The organism is Allobaculum sp., from assembly GCF_047010065.1.
In the GTDB taxonomy this organism is placed as follows: Bacteria; Bacillota_I; Bacilli_A; order Erysipelotrichales; family Erysipelotrichaceae; genus Allobaculum; species Allobaculum fili.
Window position 1 is genome coordinate 1 of the sequence record NZ_JBKXLD010000045.1, and the last position, 17967, is coordinate 17967.

The 17967-nt window shown below is 48.8% G+C and carries 8 protein-coding genes; 3 read left to right on the forward strand and 5 right to left on the reverse strand.

Features of this window, described 5'->3' with window-relative positions; all coding sequences use genetic code 11:
* Positions 1 to 111: 111 nt before the first annotated feature.
* A complete protein-coding gene (locus ACLUYS_RS05450) occupies positions 112 to 4116 on the reverse strand; it encodes a TIR domain-containing protein (protein ID WP_412659330.1) in 4005 nt (1334 codons plus the stop codon).
* Between the two features lie 246 nt (positions 4117 to 4362).
* Between ACLUYS_RS05450 and ACLUYS_RS05455 the strand changes: the two genes are divergently transcribed.
* Positions 4363 to 6786, forward strand: a complete 2424-nt coding sequence (locus tag ACLUYS_RS05455) for an SWIM zinc finger family protein (RefSeq protein ID WP_412659331.1) — start codon at positions 4363 to 4365, stop codon at positions 6784 to 6786.
* Positions 6787 to 6932: 146 nt separating this feature from the next.
* On the opposite strand, the gene ACLUYS_RS05460 is transcribed toward ACLUYS_RS05455, so the two are convergent.
* The 4 genes from ACLUYS_RS05460 to ACLUYS_RS05475 all read right to left on the reverse strand — a co-directional run bounded on the left by ACLUYS_RS05460 (position 6933) and on the right by ACLUYS_RS05475 (position 11207).
* On the reverse strand, positions 6933 to 8591 hold the full coding sequence (locus ACLUYS_RS05460; protein ID WP_230266806.1) for a diphosphate--fructose-6-phosphate 1-phosphotransferase: 1659 nt from the start codon (positions 8589 to 8591) through the stop codon (positions 6933 to 6935).
* 268 nt (positions 8592 to 8859) lie between these two features.
* Positions 8860 to 10059: a pyridoxal phosphate-dependent aminotransferase gene (locus ACLUYS_RS05465; RefSeq protein WP_288340240.1), complete on the reverse strand. Its 1200-nt coding sequence runs from the start codon at positions 10057 to 10059 to the stop codon at positions 8860 to 8862.
* Positions 10059 to 10556 (reverse strand): Lrp/AsnC family transcriptional regulator, encoded by a 498-nt coding sequence (locus ACLUYS_RS05470; RefSeq protein ID WP_230266807.1) that lies wholly within the window; start codon positions 10554 to 10556, stop codon positions 10059 to 10061. Before ACLUYS_RS05470 ends, ACLUYS_RS05465 begins: the two co-directional genes overlap by 1 nt.
* A 105-nt stretch (positions 10557 to 10661) precedes the next feature.
* Positions 10662 to 11207: a hypothetical protein gene (locus ACLUYS_RS05475; protein ID WP_412659332.1), complete on the reverse strand. Its 546-nt coding sequence runs from the start codon at positions 11205 to 11207 to the stop codon at positions 10662 to 10664.
* Between the two features lie 331 nt (positions 11208 to 11538).
* Between ACLUYS_RS05475 and gap the strand changes: the two genes are divergently transcribed.
* Positions 11539 to 12564: a type I glyceraldehyde-3-phosphate dehydrogenase gene (gene gap, locus ACLUYS_RS05480; RefSeq protein ID WP_230266809.1), complete on the forward strand. Its 1026-nt coding sequence runs from the start codon at positions 11539 to 11541 to the stop codon at positions 12562 to 12564.
* A 494-nt stretch (positions 12565 to 13058) separates the two neighbouring features.
* On the forward strand, positions 13059 to 17780 hold the full coding sequence (locus ACLUYS_RS05485; RefSeq protein ID WP_412659333.1) for a discoidin domain-containing protein: 4722 nt from the start codon (positions 13059 to 13061) through the stop codon (positions 17778 to 17780).
* Positions 17781 to 17967 lie beyond the last annotated feature (187 nt).

Consider the following 17967-nt stretch of genomic DNA (forward strand, 5'->3'; position numbering starts at 1 on the left):
AATAGCCGCAAGGCAAAGATAGGAAGCTGCCAGACAAAATGAAATCCCCGAAGGAAAAAGGAAAAATCCGATATTCTTCGGGGATTTTTTATTGTCGATCCGATCCTTGCGTTATATAAGATCGGGATACAGGGTTTTGAAACGGTTTCGAATGCGGCCAGCCAGCTGAAGGCTTGCCTGCCCGTTCTCGTTCTGCCCCAGCTCGATATAGAGCGTTCCGAGCGTCTGGGCGGTCTGCGCAAGCAGATCCAGAATTTCCGGGGCCTCCGTAAGGCGAGTCAGCCTGTAAAACGGATCCACCGCCTGAAAAAGATAATCCGCGGCAAGGGAATCGCTTGAAGTTTCCAGATAGTCCATGCCAACGCAGCACAGAGCACGGGCTCGATATTCCAGACTGATCTCATTTTCTTCAAGCGCCAGGATGTCATTTGAAATCTGAAGCAGTTCTGGTCGAATCTGAGCTGTTTTTCCATAATTTCCATTACCCATCTCGATACGGAAAAGGATCAGAAGAGCGCGACAGAGTCTGCAAAGGGGTACAAAAGAAGCTCCCTCTTCCTCAATGACCTGCCGACATACATTTACATGATCGATCGCAAACGCTTCTGGATCCGGATCGCCTGCAGTGGCTGTGTCCGCACCATCGTTACAGAGATTGATCAGATCTTCAAAAGCGTCGAACAGCCAGTCCAAATCGCTCAGATCATCTGGATAGACAATTTTCGCTTTTCGAAGTTTCTGCATTTCTACAATCGATTTCTGCAGCCAGACAATACCCTCTGCCGGATCCTCAATTCCCAGGAAGCTTTCTCCGAGCAGATAAAACAGCTGCGCTTTTTCCCAGTAATCGGCCGGGCGGCGGAAAAGCTCGATTGACTTGTCGAGAGCATCCAGGGAAAGGAAAAACAGACCTTGCGCTTTTTCAAAATTCTGCAATTTGCAGGGGAGACAGTACAGTGTTCCATAACGGAGGTACAGATCCGCCAGATCCGAAAGACCTGTAGGTATAGCACTCTGGGAGCAGATCGACTGACAGATTCGGATCGATTCCTGATAACAGGCGACAGCCCGCGTATACATTTCCTTAACTGTATACAAATCGGCCAGAGTCCCATACGCCTGCACAAACGGTTCCTGTGAAGCGAGAGTAAAGAAATAATTCGGATAGAGAGTACGCATCTGGACCAGTTCATAAAGCGTTTCTATGGCATCATCCACCTGCCCAAGACACTGAAACGCCATGGACAAAGAGAAACGAACTGTAACGCGAAGAGCAAGAGTATCCGTGCTCAGCGTATCCTGGGACAGTCGGTCCAGAAGGGAAAGTGCCTTCTGATAATGAAGCACGCTTTGTTCAGGGGATGAATCATTCATAAGGATGTTTCCCCACTGAAGCTGGATCGAAGCCATCTTAAGGATCAAAGTACTTTCCGGTTCAGCTTGATTCCACAAGGTATGACAGAGCTGTTCTGCCTCCTGGAGAAACTGGATTGCTTTTTCTCCTTCAAAATGAGCGATGAAGATCGAAGCCAGCTGAAGAAGAACGTCAATTTGAAAGGGGAGAATCACATCGGCTCCGCTCTTATTCTGTATTGCCTGAAGCGTGTGCAGCGTCCTTAAAGAAAGTGCTCTCGCGGTATCAAAATCATAGCCGGGCTCATCCGGGATACTATAGCAGGTGGCCATTCGATACCAGACGATGCTTCTCTGCAAAGCGATGTATTCATTTTCTGCTTCTTTTTCGACAGAGGACAAAAGCGCATCCGCCTGATGCAGATAGTCGAGGCAGCCTGGATAATTATTTTCGGTCATGGCCATCTGGCCGGCGCGTATGAGTGCGATCGCATAGTTGATGGGATTGCCAGGCAGTTCATGGCGATCCGAAAGATCCGTATAGATCTGTCTGCACTTTTCACGATATTGGTCTGCCTGAGAAGAATTTCCGAGAACGGAATAGAAAATATCGAGCCTTGAATAAGCCGAGCCAAGGGACATCAGAATATCCGGCAGAGGTTTTGAGGAAGGATAGTTTTCCAGCAGGTATGCTGCACGCAGGCAAAGTTCCATGCCTTCTTGATAGCGGTTCTCGTCATAGCACAGATCGGAGAGATCAAGCAGGGTAACCGCCAGAGAGTTTTGTTCTGAAGGGGAAGGATGAAGGGAGCAGGCTTTTTCATAAAGGGCAATGGCCTTTCGATAACAGGACTCTGCACTGGAAAAATCTTTTTGAAGGTAAAATGTTTTTCCCCCGGTTTTGTAACAGAGCGCACACAGATGTTCCGTAGCGGCAGTATGCAGATCCTCCAGATTTTCCTGTATGTATTCGATCAGTTTGCGCGCTGTCTCTACTGCCTCATCCACATTCCATGAGGAGTTTTGGAGATAGAGAACAGACTGCCAGGCGCATCCGCACAAATATGTATGAAGCAGAGTCGGATCCTGCGCCGAAAGCTTTATCGCCTGATCTAAGGCCTTTTTGACGATCGGGCGAGCTTGTTCCGACCGGTTTCTTTCGCAGAGAAGGTCGGACAAAGTGAGCTCGCAGGTTACCAGAGTACGAATATGCAGAGAAGATTCATCCTGCAAAACAAGACTTTCGAAAATATCCCGTGCCTGTCGATAAAAGGATTCGGCCTGGATCAGGTGCTGCTCTCTTCGTTCCAGTCTTCCCAGGTTGATCAGAAAGAAGCCCAGATCGACTTGGTAGACCGGATGGTTTTCCGCCTGAATCATCTGGCGGTTCAGTCGAATTCCATCTTCCAGGCTGTCTCTGGCCTGTTCCAGCTGATTGAGATAGATGTACTGTTCGCCAATTTTCTGGTAAAAGACGCTTTTCGCACGTATGCAATACAAGGTGTCTTGCAAATTCGTATCCTCGTTGAGCGAAGGGATGCGCTCAAGAAGATTCTGGTCTGCGATTTCTTTTCCCTGCGTATAGAAGAAAATCGCTTCTTCCATCTGATTGTTCTGGGCAAGAATATCGCCTGCCGTTTCACAGGTTTCGATGCCAGGCTGCAGCTGTGCCGCGGCTTTTGCCCATAAAGCTGCCTGATCAAAATCCATACGAACACCAATTCCATCGCGATAGATTTTTACGAGTTCCTGAACAGCAGGGAAATAGTTCTGATCGGCTGCTTTACGGATCAGACGGATGCCTTTTTCATAGTCGATTTCGACATCCAGCCCGTACACATACGCGAGACCGATCAGATAGCAGTTCTTTGGTGTGAACGGCGTATAGTTTTTCTTCAGTTCGAAAAGCTGATTACGAAGATCGTTCGAATGTATCGGATAAACCGTATGGACGCCTGGAAAAACAGCTTCTAACGCCTTACGATTGACGGTTTCATTTTCCATCAGTACCGGCAGAACCTTTTTCTGCAGCTTTACGGCCAGCGGGTACTCGATCTGCCGGACATAGTTTGGCTCGTAGACCATATTGTTCGTTACCGCCAGGGCGAACAGATCGCTTTCCTGAAGACTGTTCTGAATGGAAAGGTCGAAGTTTTCACCGGGCTTCAGGAATTCGTCATACCAGATGGCGATGGTATACAGCTGTTCGTCTTCATGAATGACACGCATGAGCTGCTGCGCTTTCTGGCGATCTTTCTTGCGATAGCTCAGAAAAATCCGGTGCTCGAAGAGGGCGCTGACCTCTTTCTGCAGTTTGTCGTCAAGAAAAGCAGACTCCAGAAATTTCCTGAGTTTCGTTTCATAGGGGATTTCGGTCACATCGGAAGAAATCGGACAGATTGCCTGGACGGTTCCGCACTTCTCGTTAAATTCTTCGGTTAAAGAAAGGTCCGTCAGTACAGGGAGAAAGGGAATGTTCTTTACCTGAATCATCCGGAAAACCGTTGAAAAAGCGAGACAGTCCCCCTTCAGAAAATTTTCTGTGATCGGAATGACAATCAGGTTCATCAAGGACAGATCGAACACGTAATTGTCGAGATCTTCCGGGTGATCCGGATCCGGATCAAAATAAACTGTGCTTGGACAATAGCGAAGAATATCGTTCGTGATTCTCTCGAACCAAATCGGAAAATCATCTGGATGAGCGGTAAAGTACACTTTGGCTTTGCCATGCGGATTCGAATGCTCAGGTTTCGTTTTCATACATTTCTCCTGTCTGAAGTAAGACTCTTCTTTTACTGTACACAGATCCCGCAAATCAGAAGCATGTTTTTTGACACTCCAGCAAAATCGCATTCCAGCCTGCTCTCTGGGGGACAGAATTCGGATTCCTGCTTTCATCTCTTGCGGGCGGTAAAGCGGAGAGGATGAAGAGCGGCTTCTATAATGAAGCTGACAGGTTTTACCCCAAAAGATGTCCTTTACTACTGGAAATGAGGGAAGAAATGTATGGATTGGAAAAATAATTTTGATCGGGAGACGCTTTTTAACGGCTATTTACTGTTTCGGCAGGGAAGAGTCAGCCCGATTTATCGACAGGGCGATTACTGCTTTGCGATCGTCGATGGAAGAGAAAAAGTTCGTGCCCGTCTGGTGGACGATACCATCTCGGATCTGCAGTGCACCTGCCTTCCTTCCAGGGAAGGAAGACTCTGCGCGCACCAAGCGGCCTTTCTCTTTGCGCTGGAAAATACATTAGAAAATCAAAGACAGTCAGCTCCTGCAGCTGCAGAAAATCGGAACCATCCAGAAGAAGAAGAGGAAAAAGACTTCGAAGAGATGGACAGGGAAGCGGACGATTCAAATCGTGCAGATCAGGATCTGGAAACGGAGGAACATACCGAAGCCGATCAAGAGGACACGGATCCGTATTTCGCCGAGCCAGATGAGCCGGAAGATTCCGTTGAACAGTGGAGGCGTCGTTTTGCGCAAAATCCAGGTTTAAGACGCTATCCGTACAATTTGGAAAATACGACAGAAAATTCGAACTCGAATTTCACCAATCCAAATGAATTTGAGCCGGAACAATCCGCCTCTCCTGCGCAGTCCGAAGACGAATACGAACAGCCGGTCCTCGAACGCCCAGAAACTCCGTGGAAAAACCCGTTTCTGGATTCGCTGCTTAGTCCCCAAGGTCTGTTTGGGCAGGATGAGTCCGAAGCGACAAATCCATATGGAAGAAACAGAGAGGATCATCCCGTCGAATCGGCAATTCCTCCCAAAACGCAAATGCCTCGGGGTGCGGCAGTAACCTCTTTGGCACCAGATAAAGAAGCAATCTCTGGAGCGGATTCAGACGTTTCTGTAAAGGAAAACTTCGGCGCCCAGACGATGGAACCCAAAGCCCCTGTCCAGCCGGAGGAAGAAGCAGAAGATTCTTCAAACACGACTTACAGCGCCGCAAACAAATCCGAAGGCGCAAAAGAGCCAGCTCCCGAAAAAGAAACCGAGCAGCCAAATGTACAGGAGGAGACCGCACGCCAGACAAGCCAGACTTCGTTTGAAGCATCGATTGACTATTCCAGCCTTTCGTCTCTGGTCGATTCGTTCTCACTGGAAGATCTTGCCGGTCTTGTGAAGGAATACGGAACGATGCATCCCGAAATGCAGGACTTCCTGACCGCAAGCATCGCCAAATCGCATGCTGAAGAGGCACAGGATCTTCTGGAACGTCGGGCGATGCAGAAGATTGCTGAAATTTTGCAGGATCATCCGGAAAGCCGCTGCGGAAGCCGAGAAATCCGCAGCTTTGAAAACTGGATGGAAGAGCAGTGCGATGTCCTGGTCCGCAATGGCTCCGCCATTCTGGCTGCAGAACTGCTGGAAAGCATCCTCCTGACGCTGGAACGAACCGCGACCGTATCGAACGCGTCGTTTGTTCTGTCCTGCGGCGAATTTGTTCTGGATCTTTTAGAGAAAATTGCGCTCCGGGCCGAACCGGCATTAATTAAAGAGCTGTTTTCCTGGATCGAATACCAGCTGGAAGCCAATAACCTTCCGGATTTCAAGGACCGTCTCGTGACCCTGACGGAACGCAACTGTTTCGATATCGCCGATTTGCAGGAAGTGCGATACCAGTCTCTCGTCCGTCTGTACGGAACGTCGCGAAAAGAAGGCAAACTGCATGCCTACCGGGATCGTCTGCTTCGTTCCATTCTGGATCTCGAAAAAGAAAATCCGGAATATGAACGCGCCACATCCGCTTTTGAAAAAACGTACGGAATGCTTCCGGAAGTTCTCATTCTCAAGGCGGTCGATGCGCTGAATGAAAACGATCCGAAAGAAGCCGTCCAGCTTCTGAATCAGAGCCGGCGCAAGGGAATGAGCGCTTCTGAGGAAGAAAAAGTCATGCGGCTGATGATTCAGGCGCAGCTTAAACTTTCCCATCCGGAAAAGGCCGTCCAGGAGCTTTACGAACTGATCTTTGTTTTACAAAACGGACGGCTCGAAGATCTCCAGCTTCTTCATGAACTGGATTCGAACGATCAGTGGAAAGACGATCTGGAAAAGATTGAAAAGAGCGTGGATGAAGACGTACTGATTGAACTGTACGATTTCCTGAAGGAAGACGAAAAGCTTCTCGATCTGATGGAAAAATCGAAAAACTATTACCACCTCTCGCGTTTTGCAGACCGTCTGTCGGGTGTTGACCCGGATCGAACCGCCGCTCTTTGGCTGAACTATGCAAAAGAGAGTGCGGCAAGCGCGCATTCGAGAAAAGCGTATCGCCGAAGTGCCATCGCTTTTGAGAAAGCGTCTCAAAGCGAAACATTAAAGGATCAGGTAAAGGAAGCTGTTCATAAGACAAGAGAAGACCACCGTCGCCAGCATGCCTTTATCGAAGAACTCGATCGTCTTGGCATTGTCAAATAGAACCCGGCCGACTAGATCTGTTAAAAATGAATCCAACAAAAAACGGGACTTCCGTTCTGCATCATGCAGAGGGAAGTCCCTTCTTTTTTGTCTGTGAATTTAGGAAAAGGAACAAGGAAAGCAGTAATCCTGTTCAAGTTTATAAATTATTCCTGTTCGAGTTTAAGTGTTTTTGTGGTGAGATCGCAGACTTCTTCTGGTCCGTAGTACTGGATTGCACCTGGGAAGGTGTAGCAGGTTTCTACAGCCCACTGGTCGCGGTTGGCTTCGAAGAATTTGAACGGCTTGCCGTCGAGTTCGACGAGCGCTTTCTTGATAACCGGTTTGTCTTCGCCATGACGACGTTCGATGTTCATCATCTTGGTGATCGGCATGCCGCCGGCTACCCATTCGGATGCTGGTTTGGACAGGTTGGAAATCTTGGAGAGGTATCCAGTGAATCCGTTCTGGATCAGCAGGAATGCGTTGTAGCCAAGGGAGTAGCAGTAGTCGGAGTCAAAGTTCGAAGGGAATGCGCAGCGTCCTTCGTAACCGAAGAAGTGGTGCAGCGGGTTGAACTTGCCGGTGTAGGTACCTTTGGCAGCGCGTGCCTTGAGTTCATTGGCAACGAGAGCGGAGAACAGTTTTTCCGATTCGATCAGAGATACCTGTACGTTTCCGTGCGGGTCTCTTTCGAGGAACAGCTGCTGCTGGATGTTTTCCGGCAGAATTGCGAAGACTTTGAATGCGTCTTCGCTCAGACCGTTCTTGATGAACTCATATTTTTCTTTCCATGTTGGAAGAGCGTTGAACGCGTCGGCTTTGCTTCCGGCAAGAAGTTCGTTGATTTCAGCGATCAGAGCGGAGAATTCAGGAACGAATTCAACTACGCCTTCCGGAATGATAACAACACCGAAGTTGTTGCCGTTGGCAGCACGTTTTTCTACGGAATCGGCGATGTAGTTGGCGATTTCGGAGAGAGACATTTTCTTCGCAGCGACTTCTTCGGAAATGAGGCAGATGTTTGGCTGTGTCTCAAGAGCAGCTTCCAGTGCTACGTGAGAAGCAGAACGGCCCATAACCTTGATGAAGTGCCAGTATTTCTTAGCGGAGTTGGCATCGCGTTCGATGTTTCCGATCAGTTCACTGTATGTCTTTGTAGCGGTATCGAAACCAAAGGAGATTTCAATGTCGTCGTTTTTCAGGTCGCCGTCGATCGTTTTTGGAGCGCCGATTACCTGTACGCCAGTGTTGTGTGCAGCAAAGTATTCGGCAAGAACGGCTGCGTTGGTGTTGGAGTCATCGCCGCCGATGATTACGATGGCGTTGATGCCGTGCTTTTTCGCTACTTCTGCAGCAACCGTGAACTGTTCTTCTGTTTCAAGTTTTGTACGGCCGGAACCGATGATATCGAATCCGCCTGTGTTGCGGTAAGCGTTGATATAGTCGTCATCGAATACAATGAAGTCATCTTCGATCAGACCGCTTGGACCGTTTTTGAAACCGATCAGAACGTTGTCCGGGTTAGCGGCTTTCAGAGCATCGTAGAGACCGCTGATTACATTGTGGCCGCCTGGCGCCTGTCCGCCGGAAAGGATAACACCGACAACCTGTTTGCCTTCTGGTGCTGTGCTTTCGCCTTTAACGAAAGTGATTTCTTTCTTTCCGTAAGTATTCGGGAAGAGTTTCTGGATTGCTTCCTGGTCCGCAACGGACTGGGTAGGTTCGCCTTCCTTAACCGCAATGCTGGAAATGCCGTGACGAAGCATTCCCGGAAGCTTTGGCTGGTAAGCGTAGCGAGCTTTCTGTAACGGGGAAATTGTCATTTCTATACTCCTTCTTAATCGCTCAAATCATAAGATAACCGGTCAGAATTGTAAATCCTCAAAGAGAAAGGGCTGTCATTGCATGGCAGCGAGGAGAACAGAGTACTCAATAAGGACTTCGATTCCAGAACCGGCCTTTCCATTTTACGCTATCTGGACATACGGTTTCAAATTCCTGAAAATTCGATCCCATTATACGAGCAGATAAACAGCACGATTCGACAAAAAAGCACCTGACTTAACGACAGATGCTTAATTTCAATCGGGTTTATTCGATAACGATTTCTTCTTCGATGAGAACTTCTTCTGGCTGCTTCAGACTGGCTACGAACGCTTCAATGCGATCGCAGGCTTCCTTGAGGTTTTCGTAGGACGTCGCATACGAAATACGGACGAAGCCTTCGCCATGTTCGCCAAAAGCGGTGCCGGGAACGACAGCGACTTTCTGCTCTTCGAGCAGACGGACGCAGAACTGATCCGAAGTCAGACCGGTCGAGGTGATATCCGGGAACGCGTAGAACGTGCCGCGCGGAACGTTCGTGCGCAGTCCCATGCGGTTCAGCCGGGCGCAGAGCAGATTGCGGCGCCGTTCGTATTCCTTTTTCATCTCTTCCGTATCTTCCAGACCGGATCCGAGTGCTTCAATCGCCGCATACTGGGCGGCCGTCGGCGCGGACATGATGATGAACTGATGAACCTTGGTCAGCTGGCTGTTGATTTCCGCGTTGCAGAGCAGATAGCCGAGGCGCCATCCGGTCATCGCAAAGGCTTTAGAAAAGCCGTTGATGACGAGAACCTGATCCTTGATGGAATCAAAGGAAGCCGGCGAGCAGAATTCGCCTTCAAACGTAAGTTCTGCATAAATTTCGTCGGAAACAATATAAATTCCGGATTCTTCAAAAATCGGTACGAGTTTTTCGTAGTCTTCACGGCCCATCGTTCCTCCCGTCGGATTGGAAGGGAAGTTGAGCATGATGCATTTGGTCTTTTCCGTTAAAGCGGCTTTCAGATCTTCCGGGGTCAGTTTGAAGTCGTTATCCTGCGTCAGTTCGATATAGACCGGAACGCCTCCAGCCATGATGATCGCCGGTTCATACGCCACGTAGTTCGGGTCGAGAACAATGACTTCATCGCCAGGATTGATCAGGGTGCGGAAGCACAGATCCACAGCTTCAGATCCGCCGACGGTAACCAGTGCTTCCTTTTTCGGATCGTAGTCCACGCCGAAGCGGTTATGGTAGTATTCGCAGATCGCTTCGCGCAGTTCAATCAGACCGCGGTTTGCGGTGTAGTGGGTATAGCCGCTCTGCATCGATTCAATAGCCGCGTTGGAAATGTGCCAGGGTGTATTGAAATCCGGTTCGCCGATACCCAGGGAAATGACGCCTTCCATGGAGTTGGCCAGATCGAAATACTTTCGGATGCCGCTTGGCTTCATGGTTTTGATAACTTGATTGATCGGTTTCATCAGTAGCTCACCACCAGTCGATCTTCTTTTTTGTCCGGTCTGCCGGCACCGGTCAGAATGCCGGACTGCTTGTACTGCTTCAGAACAAACAGAGTCTTTGTGGACTGTACGTCTTCAATGCAGGCAATTTTGTCGGAAACAAACGAGCAGACTTCAAACATCGTTTTCCCCTCAACGAGAAGAATGAAGTCCTTGTCGCCGGTAATCAGGTACATCGAATTGACTTCCGGATAGCCGGCGATGAGATTCGCGGTATAGTCGTATCCTTTATCTTTCATCGGGCGTACGCCGACTTCGATGAAAGCAAGAATTTTCTGATCTTTCTGAACTTTGTTGTAGTTAATGACGGTATGGTAGCCGCAGATGATTTTTTCCTCTTCCAGGCTTCGAACGGCATCGTAGACATCTTTCTCGTCTTCATGAAGAATGTCTGCCAGATCGCGGGCATTCAGACGGGCGTCTTTTTCGAGCAGTTCCAAAATTGAACGAAAATCCATGGAAAACTCCTTTCCGGCGCTCATGCGCGCAGGTGATAATGTTCCTATTATAAGCGCATTTGATTTTCGATTCGTGCAAAGCCCGGAACACAGGGAAGAAAAGAATCAAAATAGGAATAAAACCGCTCGCAAATCCGCAGACCGTTTCCATCGGGCAGGGCCATAGGCCGTTTCATCGCCCATCTTTTCGTAAACGGAGCCGATCCAGAATAAAGCCAGGTCGTTTCCAATATTTAATGGGCAGTTATTTAATGGGCAGTGTTTGATGAATGAGTTTCCGGCAGATCCGATCTGGATCCAGTGATATTTCTGCGCAGAGTTTCTGTGATTTCTGATTCCTTTCTTATGGCAGAGGCGGAAAACAGAAGACTTCCCAAAGAAAAAAAGCGGAGCAACGAACCCACCGGATTTCCAGACCAATTCACCCATATCATTCGGATTTGAAATCCAGCCAGGAAATGGAAAGGATGCATAGACGGACGGCTCAGACCGATTCTTTGTGGCTCGAACAGGATCTAGTAAAGAATGCCTTCCATAAAATATGAAAAGCCAAAACCAGCTCATGCCGGACGGCAGGCGATAATCCGCAAACATGCAGAAGGCAAATCCTATGCCTCCAAAAATCTGGCCTGTTGAGTTAACCGCTTTCATTCTGTAAGACTTTCCATCAATCCGTCTCTCTTCAGAAAATCAGGCGCCGATGCAGCAAAAAACATGCAGAGCGAGACAGGAATCATAAGCCCCTCAGGTGATGGGAAAATCCTGGAAATGCCTGCGGACAACGTATAGACAAACGGTCTGCATTAAGACGAAATAAGCAATTTGTATAGGCGATATCTAATGTGAATAAGACTAGATAAGTAATTAATATCGAGATTATTATTCAATAGTTTTTGACTAGATCCGCCTGACCTCCTATTCGTTGACAGGATTTCGGGCAGACCCTATAATTAGATCGGTATTAAAGGAGGATTTACTGATCATGACAGTAAAAGTTGCACTGAACGGTTTTGGTCGTATCGGTCGTCTGGCATTCCGTCAGATGTTTGATGACCCCAACTACGAAGTAGTTGCGATCAACGACCTTACCAACCCCGCTATGCTGGCTCACCTGCTGAAGTACGATTCGACTCAGGGAACCTACAAATTCGCCGACAAAGTAGAATCCACAGAAGATTCCATCATCGTTGACGGTAAAGAAATCAAAATCTACAAAGAAGCTGACGCTTCCAAACTCCCTTGGGGCGATCTCGATGTTGATGTAGTACTCGAGTGCACAGGCTTCTACACATCCAAGGCTAAAGCACAGGCTCACGTTGATGCTGGTGCTAAGAAAGTCGTTATTTCCGCTCCTGCTGGAAAAGACCTGCCGACAATTGTTTACAACGTTAACCAGGAAGTTCTTACTCCTGAAGACAAAATCATTTCCGCTGCATCCTGCACAACCAACTGCCTCGCTCCAATGGCTAAGACACTGAACGACCTGGCTCCAATCAAATCCGGAATCATGACTACCGTTCATGCTTACACTGGCGACCAGATGACTCTGGATGGCCCGCAGAGAAAAGGCGACAAACGTCGTTCCCGCGCTGCTGCCGTTAACATCGTTCCTAACTCCACTGGTGCTGCTAAAGCAATCGGTCTGGTTATCCCTGAACTGAACGGCAAACTGATCGGTTCTGCTCAGCGTGTTCCTGTTCCTACAGGTTCCACAACGATCCTCGTTGCAGAAGTTGAAGGCGAAGTTACTGTTGATCAGATCAACGCCGCTATGGCAGCTGCTGCTAACGAAAGCTTCGGCTACAACACTGAAGAAATCGTATCTTCCGACATCATCGGTATGACTTACGGTTCCCTGTTCGATGCTACCCAGACAATGGCTACTCCTACAGGCGATGGCAACACCCTCGTTCAGGTTGTTTCCTGGTACGACAACGAAAACTCCTACACTTCTCAGATGGTTCGTACAATTAAGTACTTCGCTGAGATGGATAAGGAAAACGCTTAATTCACACTCAACAAAACTGAAGGCCTTCGGGCCTTCTTTTTTATTGCCGCTTAAGCAGGAAGCCCGATATTTGAAAAAGCTGCCTTCAGCAAATTAAAAAATGGAGTGAGCACCAAATGATATTTGAGAAAGACGAAATATCGTCTGAAAGAATCACTGATTGCCTGCGAAACATAAAAAGGCCAGCGTGCTACGTAGAGGAAACGAGATTGAAACAACAAATAAATCGGTAATTCTGTTCAAATTAATCATCTGAAAGCGCTAAGAATTAACTAATTAGTACAAACGCATTACCTGAACTGGTATTTCTTTGACTGATTTATGAACCGATAATAAAAGCTGATCAATTCCTGTTGAAAGAAGGGCAATCTTTGAACAGGGCTATCAGATCTTCGGGCGTGACCGAGAACGATTTCACGGTCAGATCGGATGAAACGCCAGGGCAGGCCTTTTTTCCGGTTAACAGATCTGAGATGCATAAGAAAGGAAACAGCATGAAATTTAGAAAACTCACAGCTTCCTTGCTGTCTGTTGCACTTTCTGGAACAGCTGCAGTTTCAACCGTTCTTCCTGCTGCGTCCATGGCTGTACATGCCGAAGAAACAACTCCGACGGCAACGACAGACATGACGCAGTATGGCACCAATCTTGCACTCAATAAAACCGCGACAGCAAGTTCTCAAGAAGCGGATTCTGTCAGAGCTTCCAATGCGGTGGATGGAAATACCTCAGCTAGCACTTCCCGCTGGGGTTCCAATGTAGGCAATGGTCCGGACTGGATCTATGTTGATCTGGCCAAACCATCTGTTGTGAACGCCGTTCGTGTGTTCTGGGAATCGCACAAGGCTACATCGTATAAAATCCAGTACGCGACAGAAAACCCCGGAGCAGAAGCCTCCTGGACAGACGTAAAAGTCTTTAATAACCGTCCTGCGGAAATCACAGAAGTTATTGCGTTTGATACGCCGGTAAATGCTCGTTATATCCGTCTGTATATTGGATCGCATACACCAGATGATCCAATCCTCACTTCGATCCCAGAATGGAACTCGGTTTCCATTTATGAGCTGGAAGTGTATGGCGAAATCGATGCGAACTATCAGGATCCGCAGGAAAACGTAGCGCTGAATAAAACCGGAACGGCCAGTTCGACCGAAACGGCAGACTTCACCGCAGCAAAGGCACTGGACGGAGATACATCGTCCAGAAGTTCACGCTGGAGTTCCGCTGAAGCAGACGGACCGCACTGGATTTACGTCGATCTTGGCAAAGAAATGGACGTACAGACCGTACGCCTCTACTGGGAAACACGCAAAGCCAGTAACTATACCATTTCAACCGCAACGGACGAACATACAGCCGAAGAACTGGCTGGAGAAGATGTCTGGACTCAGCAGTATTCCAATACTAGCCATCCAGCCGATCTGAAAGAAACCATCAGTCTGGATGCTCCAGTTAAGGCACGCTATGTCCGCCTGAAAATCAACACCTTTACCCCGGAAGATCCGGATGGAGGCGTGACCTGGAATACCATTTCCATTTATGAAATGGAAGTATACGGCGGTATTCCACAGGCGCAGAAATGCAATTCCGTTGCCGATATCAAGGATGCTCTCGAACTGAACCCAGTTACCGCAGAATCCACGAAAGTTACAGCTAAGCTTCCAGAATTTGATGCCGATCTGTTCGCCGTAGAATACAACGGTACCGACCTCGAACAGGTTGTTGATGCCAATCAGAATATTCTGAAACCATTGGTGGATAAGCAGGTCAAAGTTTCCTATAAGATTACGGACAAAACGACCAGCGCTTACGACTTCAAGGAAATTACAGTCACGATTCCTGGTGAACATCAGGTTGATGAAAACGATAATGCAGTTCCGGAAATCCTGCCTCCAATCCAGGAATGGAAGGGTGAAGAAAGCGGAAGCTTTGCGATTACTGAGAATACGAAAGTTCAGTACGCAGATGATAAATTTGCATATGCAGCCAAGGCGCTTGCCGATGACTATAAGGAAATGACCGGCAAAACGCTGGCTGTAGAAAAAGTAGCTGCTATTCCATCAGCAGCTGTGAACGATACCATTACGTTCGGTGCGGGTACTCCGGAACTTGGTGAAGAAGACTACCGCATGACGATCGGTCCAAAATCCATTCAGATTGGAGCCAACCATTCTACCGCAGCGTATTGGGCAACCCGTACCATTCTGCAGGGACTCAACAACAGCGAAGACAATACTCTGGCTGCCGGTGAAATGCGTGACTATCCAACGATGAAGGTGCGCGGTCTGATTCAGGACGTTGGACGTAAGACCTTTACGCTCGACTATCTGAAACAGCTGGCCAAAGTGCTGTCCTGGTATAAACTGAACGACTTCCAGGTTCATCTGAACGATAACTATATCCAGCTCGAACAGTATAAGAACGTCAACGGCGAAGACCGTCGTCTGATCGATCCGTATTCGGCGTTCCGTCTGGAATCGGATATCAAAAAAGGCGGAAATGACGGTAAGAACCAGGCGGATCTGACCGCAAAAGACGTCTTCTATACGAAAGAAGAATTCGCGGACTACATCGAAGAATGCAAGAAGATGGGTATCACCATTGTTCCTGAATTCGACATGCCGGCTCACGCGCTGGCCATGACGAAAGTCCGTCCGGATCTTAAAACGCCGGATTCGGATATGCCGCATGTAACCACGAACGGCAACCGTTCCCCGGCTGACCATCTCGACCTGAACCATCAGTACGACGATGTCATGCAGTTTGTTAAATCCATCTGGGACGAATACACAACTGGCGATGACAAAGTCTTCGATACGCCGGTCATTCACATTGGTGCCGACGAATACGAAGCCGGTTCTGCTGCCTACCGTAAGTATGTAAACGACATGTTCAAGTACGCCGAAGACAAAGGCTATACCCCGCGTGTGTGGGGTTCTCTGACTCAGCTGAGCCAGGGGGATACGGTACATGGCGCGACCTATAACGAAGATGGAACCGTTAAATCCCGTCGCCAGATCAACCTCTGGAACTTTGGATGGTCCAATCCAAAAGCTATGTACGATCTGGGCTTCGACTTGATCAACTGCTCTGACGGAACCTTCTATATCGTTCCAAACGCAGGCTACTACTACGATTACCTCGGCGATTCGCATCTGTTTAACACGGATATCACTCGCATGGGCAGCACCAAAGTGCCTGCCGGTGACGAGCAGATGGTCGGAGGTGCCTTCGCCATCTGGAACGACATGATCGACAACGCCGAAAACGGCATGTCCGAATATGATATTTACAAACGTACGATTCGTGCAGCCGGCATGATGGGAACCAACCTCTGGGGCAAGGGATCCATCACCCAGACAGAGGCTTCTGCGATTATCGATCAGTATCCGGAAGTTCCGGGAACCAACTTCAACTACAATGTGAACAAATCCGAAAACGGAGCGATCACTTCTGTAGATATGGAATCCACAACGGATACCACCGGACCAACCAACAGCCTGACTGCTGGAAATGACGTTCTCAAAGAAGCGGCAGGCCGCAAGGTTCTTGACCTTTCTTCCGGAAAAACAGCCACATTTGATACGCTGGAAACAGCTGGTCTTTCCAACACGCTGCGCGTGAAAGTAAAACGTACGAGCGCGTCCAAAGATGAGCAGATTCTGTTTGAATCGCCATACGGAACGATCAAAGCGGTTCAGAAAGAAACCGGAAAAGTCGGCTTCTCGCGTGAAAACCACGATTACTCCTTCGACTACGAACTGCCGGTCGGCGTATGGACCGAACTTGAATTCCGCAACGAATTCGAAAAGTTCTCTCTGTATGTAGACGGAGAATTCGTAGAAACCGTTGGACGTGACGGGCGCGGATCGCTGAAAGCGACCATGATGTTCCCGCTCCATACCGTCGGCAGTGCAGAGCATCCATTCCAGGGCTATGTCGACGATATCCGTGTCGGAACTACCCCGGAAACTGAATTTGTCAATACGATCGCTCTCGATCGCAAGATCGATCTGCTCGGACAGGTTGCTCTTGCTGGCAATACAGACCTGATCAAGGAAGCGCTCGGCGTATCCGGCAAATATGCACCGACGGCTGAAGAAGTTGCAGATGTGACGAAGAAAGTTGAAGATGCAATTTCCAAAGCGGAATACGAACGTGCAGACTACAGCCGCATTGACGCTCTGCTCGCTCTTGAACCAGAAGATCCAAGCGTATACAAAGCCTCTTCCATGGATGCCTTCAACCGCGCGAAAGACAATATCGTTCGCGATCTGCCGAAAGCTTCGCAGGCTGACGTCGATATGATGGTCTCCAACCTGGCTTCGATCCTTCTCGGAATGGAACTGCAGGATCTCAGCAAGTTTGAACTCGTTTCGCAGGATATCATGAAAGCTACGGCTTCCAGCAACCAGAGCGGGGAAGAACCAGCCAAGGCGATCGACGGCGATACGTCCACGATGTTCCATACCGACTGGGAGAATACCACCATGCCGCACTGGCTCGACATTGAATTTGCGACTCCGCAGACGGTCGATCAGATTCTGTATACGCCAAGAACCGGCGGCGGAAACGGTCACCCGCTGACTTACGACATCCAGACCAGCGATGACGGCAAGACATACGCGACCGTTTACTCTGGTGAAATGACGAACTCTGGAACTGTAAAGACGATTAATCTCCCTGAAGCCGTAACTGCGAAGCACATTCGCATGGTGGCTAAGACGGCCCGCAACAATAACTTCTCCTGCGCGGAAATCAACTTCCACAAAGTCGTTACCGGAGCAGATACAGAAGGTCTGAACGAAATCATCGCTCAGGCGGAAGCTCTCACGGCAGCCAGCTATCCAGAATCTTCCTGGAACGCCATGCAGACTGTACTGGCCAAAGCCAAAGCTCTGCCCGATACCGCAACACCGAAAGAAGTGGAAGCGATGAAGGGCGAACTGAGTCAGGCCATCTGCGCACTGGCTGGCTCGACCGTTGTCTACGACTACACCCTGCTGCAGACCGTGATCGATGACATCACTCCAGCAAAACTTGCTGACGTCAAAGGCGCTGCTGCACTGAATACGAAACTTGCTGCTGCGAAAGCGCTCGTAAACAACGCAGAATCTCAGGAAGCCATCGATACGATGACTGAAGAACTGCACGCCGCATGGCTTGCTGCTCGCTACAGCGTATCGACAGATAAACTGGCGGATCTCAAATAAGACTCTCAAAAATCCGGAAAGCCAAAGTTCTCTAAAAGGATGACAGGTTTCTTTGGATCTCGTTAAACCGACCAAAGGGCTTCTGCTCTCGTTTTCAAACGGGAAGGCAGAAGCCCTTTTCTTCTGGTGCGATCTTCTTCTGCAGATTGTGGCGATGTTTAACCGTGTCGGGCAAACTGTACCGGTA

Bases quoted from the DNA above. Each gene is read 5' to 3' on its own strand.
- ACLUYS_RS05450 (WP_412659330.1), bottom strand. From the start codon at position 4,116: ATGAAAACGAAACCTGAGCATTCGAATCCGCATGGCAAAGCCAAAGTG.
- ACLUYS_RS05455 (WP_412659331.1), top strand. From the start codon at position 4,363: ATGGATTGGAAAAATAATTTTGATCGGGAGACGCTTTTTAACGGCTAT.
- ACLUYS_RS05460 (WP_230266806.1), bottom strand. From the start codon at position 8,591: ATGACAATTTCCCCGTTACAGAAAGCTCGCTACGCTTACCAGCCAAAG.
- ACLUYS_RS05465 (WP_288340240.1), bottom strand. From the start codon at position 10,059: ATGAAACCGATCAATCAAGTTATCAAAACCATGAAGCCAAGCGGCATC.
- ACLUYS_RS05470 (WP_230266807.1), bottom strand. From the start codon at position 10,556: ATGGATTTTCGTTCAATTTTGGAACTGCTCGAAAAAGACGCCCGTCTG.
- ACLUYS_RS05475 (WP_412659332.1), bottom strand. From the start codon at position 11,207: ATGAAAGCGGTTAACTCAACAGGCCAGATTTTTGGAGGCATAGGATTT.
- gap (WP_230266809.1), top strand. From the start codon at position 11,539: ATGACAGTAAAAGTTGCACTGAACGGTTTTGGTCGTATCGGTCGTCTG.
- ACLUYS_RS05485 (WP_412659333.1), top strand. From the start codon at position 13,059: ATGAAATTTAGAAAACTCACAGCTTCCTTGCTGTCTGTTGCACTTTCT.